2 protein-coding genes are annotated in these 5,581 nt (G+C 74.3%); both read right to left on the reverse strand.

The window, feature by feature from the left end; translation table 11 throughout:
• A partial coding sequence (locus WDV86_RS00005) for a LamG-like jellyroll fold domain-containing protein (protein ID WP_339565538.1) occupies nucleotides 1-3,069 on the reverse strand: 3,069 nt, incomplete at its 3' end.
• A gap of 446 nt (nucleotides 3,070-3,515) precedes the next feature.
• Nucleotides 3,516-4,964, reverse strand: coding sequence for a hypothetical protein (locus WDV86_RS00010; RefSeq protein ID WP_339565539.1), 1,449 nt, complete (start codon nucleotides 4,962-4,964; stop codon nucleotides 3,516-3,518).
• Between the last annotated feature and the right edge of the window lie 617 nt (nucleotides 4,965-5,581).

Raw genomic sequence — 5,581 nt, forward strand, 5'->3', positions numbered from 1 at the left:
GGCGACCTCCGCCGTGAAAGCCGCCGTGGGCGGCTCGTCCTGGGGCTCCAGGCCCGCGCGGTAGTGAGCGCGCACCGTCTCCGCGCCGAGCACCGAGGTGTACAGCGCCGCCTCGTCGAGACGACCGGCGAAGTAGGGGCTCGTGCTCGACCAGCCGCGGTCCCCACCGACGCGCCAGAAGCCGTTGCGGGCCTCTGCGCGGGTCTCCGTCCCGCTGGCCACCAGCTCACCGTCGACGTACAGGCGCATGCCGGTGGGGCCCTGGGTCGCCACCACGTGGTGCCAGGCCCCGTCGTTGTAGCTGCGCTCGGTGACAACCGCGACACGTCGACCGACGTAGACCCCGAAGCTCAGCCGACCGTCGTCGCGCATCTCGACGTGCCGGTCGACGCTCGTGGACGAACCGGTCTGCGCGTTGCCGAAGCCCATGAGCTTGCCGCCGCGACGTGTCGTCGTGGAGAACCAGACCTCCTGGGAGTAGACGCCCGGGGCAGGGGCCGCCTCGGAGGTGGCCACCACTCCCGTGCTGCCGTCGGTCGTCGCGGCGGCAGCGCTGCCGTAGACCCCACCCGGCTCCTGCACGGCCACGCCGCCGCTGACGCGCCCTGGCCTTAGGCCGGCGGACAGGTCCGGCGTCGCGCCTGCGTCGACGGAGTCCAGCCGCCAGTACACCTGGGGGTCGTCGGCCAGCACCGCCTGGCCGTACCCGTCGGCCGGAGCGGGCGGGAAGGAGCTGGCACGACCGCTCGCGACGTAGTGGCTGCGGACCTGCTCGGTCGACAGCTGCGTGCCGTACACCGCGACCTCGTCGACGTCCCCGGCGAGGTGGGTGGCGCCCGCGCCAGGCCAGCTGCCGAGCGTGTCGCCACCGACCCGCCAGTAGCCGGCGTAGCTCTGCCCGCTCGTCGTCCCGCCGTCTCGTCCGACGCGGCGACCGTCGACGTAGAGGCTCTGCCCCTGCGCGCCGAGCGTCGCGACGACGTGGTGCCACTGGCCGTCGTTGAAGCCCGTCTGGCTGGTCAGGAGCCGCGCGGAGCCGGGCCAGACGCCGAAGCGGACCCTCCCGCTGCCGTCGAGGTAGACGTGCCGGTCGTAGGAGCCGCTGTTGCCGGTCGTGCTGTTGCCGAAGCCGACGATCTTCCCCCCGGCGGTGCTGGTGGTCCGGAACCAGGCCTCGACGCTGAAGGTGTCGGGCGCCTGGGTCCTCGTCGTGGTCGTCGCCGGCACTGCGCCGGACCCGTTCAGGCGCACGGCCGCGTCCCCCGCGAGCGGCCCCTCGACACCGCGGGTGACGCCCTGGTCCAGGCGCAGGTCGTCACCACCCGCCCAGTCGTAGGCGAGGGAGCCTGACGGCTCGCCCAGGCGCCAGTAGGCCGTCGCACCGTCCGCGAGCACCTCGTCGACGTAGTCGCCCGCCACCTCGCCGCCGGCCTGCGGCACCTCGACGGTCGTCAGCTGGCTCTGGACGCTGTTCCCCGCGCCGTCGGTCACCCGTACGCGGTAGGTCTGCGTCGTGCCGGGCGGGGCGGAGGGGTCGCGCATCGTCATCCGCGGGCGGTTCCACCAGCTGCTGCCGGTGCGCGTGACGGTGTCCACGACCGTCGCCGACCAGGCGTTCTGCCCACGCAGCAGCTCGTAGGTCAGCTCGTCGTCGTCCCGGTCCCAGGCGGCGGTCCAGGCGGCGCGGACCGTTCCGCCCAGGACGACGAGGTCGGGCTTGAGCTCGGCCCACCCCTGCGGCCCGTCCTTGCGAGGAGCGATCGAGGAGACGGCGAAGCGGACGAGGCCCTGCTGGGCCACACCGTTGACGCGGGGGAACTCGCCGCCGAGGAGGAGGTAGCGGTCATCGCCCGTGACCGTCCAGGCGCCCTGGTACTGCTTCGTGTACTGACCGAGGGCGATCGTCGGCTGCCAGTGCAGCAGCGTCGGCGCAGGCTGTCCGCGGAAGAAGCTGTCGAGGTTGCTGCCCCGCGCGTCGGTCGTGGTCGCGAGGGCGCGCTGGAAGGTCCAGGGCTCCTCCTGCGGGTGGCCGCCGATCGTCGAGCAGTTGTGCGGGTGGCCGACGGAGTAGAGGACCCCACCGATCGGCACGCTGCCGTAGGTGTCGCCCTTGCAGCCGTTCACCCAGACCAGACGCCCGTCCACGCCCGCCGCGAAGCTGGCCTCGAACTCGCTCGGCCCGTAGAAGTCGTAGCCCGTGCCGTAGACCTGCCGCCCGTCGGTGGACAGGGACCAGATCGCCGAGTCGGGCCCGTGGTTCTGGATGGTCTGGTTCGCCGCCCACGAGAGCGTGGCGCCGGTGGAGGCGTCCAGCGCGCCCATCCCGGGCGCCTCGATCCCGCTCAGGGTGTCGAAGCGACCGCTCGCGACGACGCGGCCGCTGCCCTGCGGAGCCACGAGGGACATGACCTCGCGGTCGGCGCTCGGCGTCCACGCCAGCAGCCGACCGGTCCCCGCGTCCACGGCGGCGAGCCGCTCGCGAGGCTGGCCGCCGAGAGTCGTGAAGTCACCACCGACGTAGAGCGTGCTGCCCGAGACGGCGAGCGCGCCCACGCGCCCACGCGCCTGCGTCGTGAAGCCGGCGACGAGCGCGCCGGACGAGGCGTCGAAGGCGGCCAGGCGGGTGCGCTGGGTGTCGTTCGCCCGGTCGAAGTCACCGCCGACGTAGATGCGGCGTCCGTCGGCAGAGGCCTCGATGACGAGCCCGCGCCCGTCCAGCCGGGGGGCCCACGAGGTGATGAGCTCGCCGGTGCGGATGTCGTAGGCCAGGAGGTTGCGGCGGTCGGTCTCGCGGGTGCCGACCGCGGCGCCGGCGGGACGGGCCTTCGTGAACTCCCCGGTGACGTAGACCCGGTCACCGACGACGACCTGGTCCCAGACGACACCGTTGACCTGCACCGTGGGCAGCGCGTCCGCGGTCACGGTGGCGGGCGTCGGCAGCGCCGGCGGCACGTCACCGTCCTGGGCGGCGAGCGCAGGCGACGCCGGGACGAGCAGGGCCGCGACCAGCGTCAGGGCGGAGACCGCCGCGACGAGGACCGACCTGAGAAGTACGCCCGCGCTGACCATCACGAACCCCCTGAGATGCACCTGCCACCGCCCGGTGGCCTCCCTGGAGATGGTAGGAAGCCGCGTCACCGCCCGTACGCCGAACGGGTCACCGGACGGCAGCGATGCTCGCACGGGCGTGACGATGAGTGACGAGAAGCCGGACAAAGCGGACTCCGTCGCCCGACCGGCGGCAAGATTCATGCGATCGAGTGATGAGCCTCGGCGGTGGGACCACACCGCCGTGGGAGCACGAGGTCGCCCACCTCACCCGTCGTGGGGGCTCGTCACGCCGCCCCGCGGACGGCAGGCGCCCTGCCCGGTCGGCGACGACCCGGCCATCCGTGGAGACACGCGGCACCACGTGGACGTCTCCGTCCGCCCGGCGCGCGGCGCCACGGCCCGCCCAGGCGCCCTGAGGCCGCCGGGGCCCGCGGCGAGAGGTCAGCGGTGGGGCCCAGGCGTGCCTAGCGCAGCGAGCGGAAGCGCGCGCGCCCTCTGGTCGAGGCGTCGGCGTAGACGTAGCCGACCACCCGCGTGCCGAGCGCGGCCCACTGCCGCACCTCGTCGGGCAGCCACCGGGAGTCATCTCCCTGCGCGACCACGAGCAGCCCGGCGTCGGCGGCGGCTGCGAGGTCGTAGGCGAGCTGGTCGGTCCCGACCGGCGGGAGGTCCAGCAGCACGACGTCGTAGGTGGAGCGCCACCGGGCGACGCGCTCCTCGACGACGCCCCGCGCCGGCCCCTCGGAGGTCTCGTCGAGAGGCCGCGCGGTCACCACGGCGACCTCGTGGCCGCCGGCCGTCCGCAGGAGGTCGGTCGGGCGGGGGCCGCGCCCGTCACGTCGCGGCTCGGTCCACGGCGCACCCGGGGCGGCCAGGACCTGCGAGAGACGGCAGCGCCGCAGGTCCCCGTCGACGACGGCGACCCGGCGCCCCTCCCGGGCGAGGGAGGCGGCCAGGTTGAGGACCGTCGCCGTCCGCAGCTCCCCGTCTGTCGCCGTCACGGCGAGGACGCCGGTCGACAGGTCGCGACCCACGGCAGCCCCGACCAGGCGGTGGGAGGCCGTGGGCATCTCGAGCACCTCGACCCCTTCTGGCACCTCGACGTCCTCGGGGCTGCGGAGGGTGCCGAGCAGCGGGGCGTCGCCCTCGTGCTCCTGCGGGCCGCCGACCCGGCGGTGGCGGTCGGCGCGGACCCACGCCAGGACCCCGGCCAGCACCAGGCCGACGACGACGCCGAGCGCCGTCTCGCGCAACGGCAGGCCCCGCGTCTGCACGGCGTCGATGTCCGGGGACTCCACGAAGGTCACGCCATCACCGAAGAGAGCGCTGTCAGAGCGGATCTCGCTCGCCTGGAGCCGCAGGTCGGAGAGCGTGGCGGCCGCGGACCCGGCGCCCCCGGCCCCGTCGCCGGAGGAGAGGACCTCGGCCTCGCTCTCAGCGAGGGAGTCCAGCGCCGCCTCCGACAGCCGCTCCACCTCCGCCTCGGTCTGCTCGGCGTAGCTCTCGACGACCGCCTCGGCGAGCGCGACCGCCTCTTCCGGCGACGCGGCCGTCACGGTGACCACCACCGTGTTCTCCCCGGCAGCGGGGTTCGCCTCCACCTCGCGGCGCAACGTGGTGAGGTCGACGTCCCCGACGCGCCCGGTCACCGCCGTGAGCACGGCGTCACTCGTGATGAAGGCCGCCCGCTGGGCGGTGTAGCGCGCCGAGGAGGCGTCCCCCGTCGCCCCCGGCGCCAGAACGCTCGTCGCCGTCGGCGGGGACAGGGAGATGCGGGCTGTCACGACGGCGGCTGGGCCGCTCACGAGGCCGGCCACGGCACTGAGGGCGGCCAGCGCCAGGACGAGCGCCGACGACGACCAGCGGTAGCGCCACAGGGCCTCGAGCAGGCTGGGCGCCGGCTGCTCGCTCACAGTGGCTGCTCCGATCGGGGATCCGTCCCTCCAGCGCCTCGACCTCACGACCGCTGAGCGGGTGACAGCGCAAGGGCTGCCTGGCCGTGACGCTACGCGAGGGCAGCCACGCACGATGACGAGAAGGCGGCGCGGTCGCCCGGATGGCCGAGCCGTCGGCCTGCTCGCGGGGACACCCCTTGGGCCGGTCGAGCGGGCAGAGGCCACAGATCAGACATCGACGTCACGCTCCGTCATGACATATCCGGCAGAAGAGTGACGTAACCCCCCAAGAGGCGCGCACTTCGGTCACCCTCCGGTCCTGTCGAAGAGCCACCACTCCCACGACTCCACCCTCGACGCCACCGTCGACCGACAGTCAGGACCCCCGATGTCTCCCAGCACGCCCCGCGGCCGACGCCATGCCGGCCCGTCGCCGCGGCCACGCCACGCCCGCGCTCTCGCCGCGTCGATCGCCCTCGCCGTCTCCGGTGCTCTCCTGGTCACCCCTGGCGCGCAGGCCGCGGAGAAGGTGATCGTCGCGGACGGCATGACCCGCTCGGTCGCGGGCGGGCTCGGNAGTCCAGCGGGCCCTCGGCGTCCCGCGACCCCGAGCCGTCCACCGACACGCCGAGGTC

The organism is Pseudokineococcus sp. 1T1Z-3, assembly GCF_037482365.1.
GTDB lineage: Bacteria > Actinomycetota > Actinomycetes > Actinomycetales > Quadrisphaeraceae > Pseudokineococcus.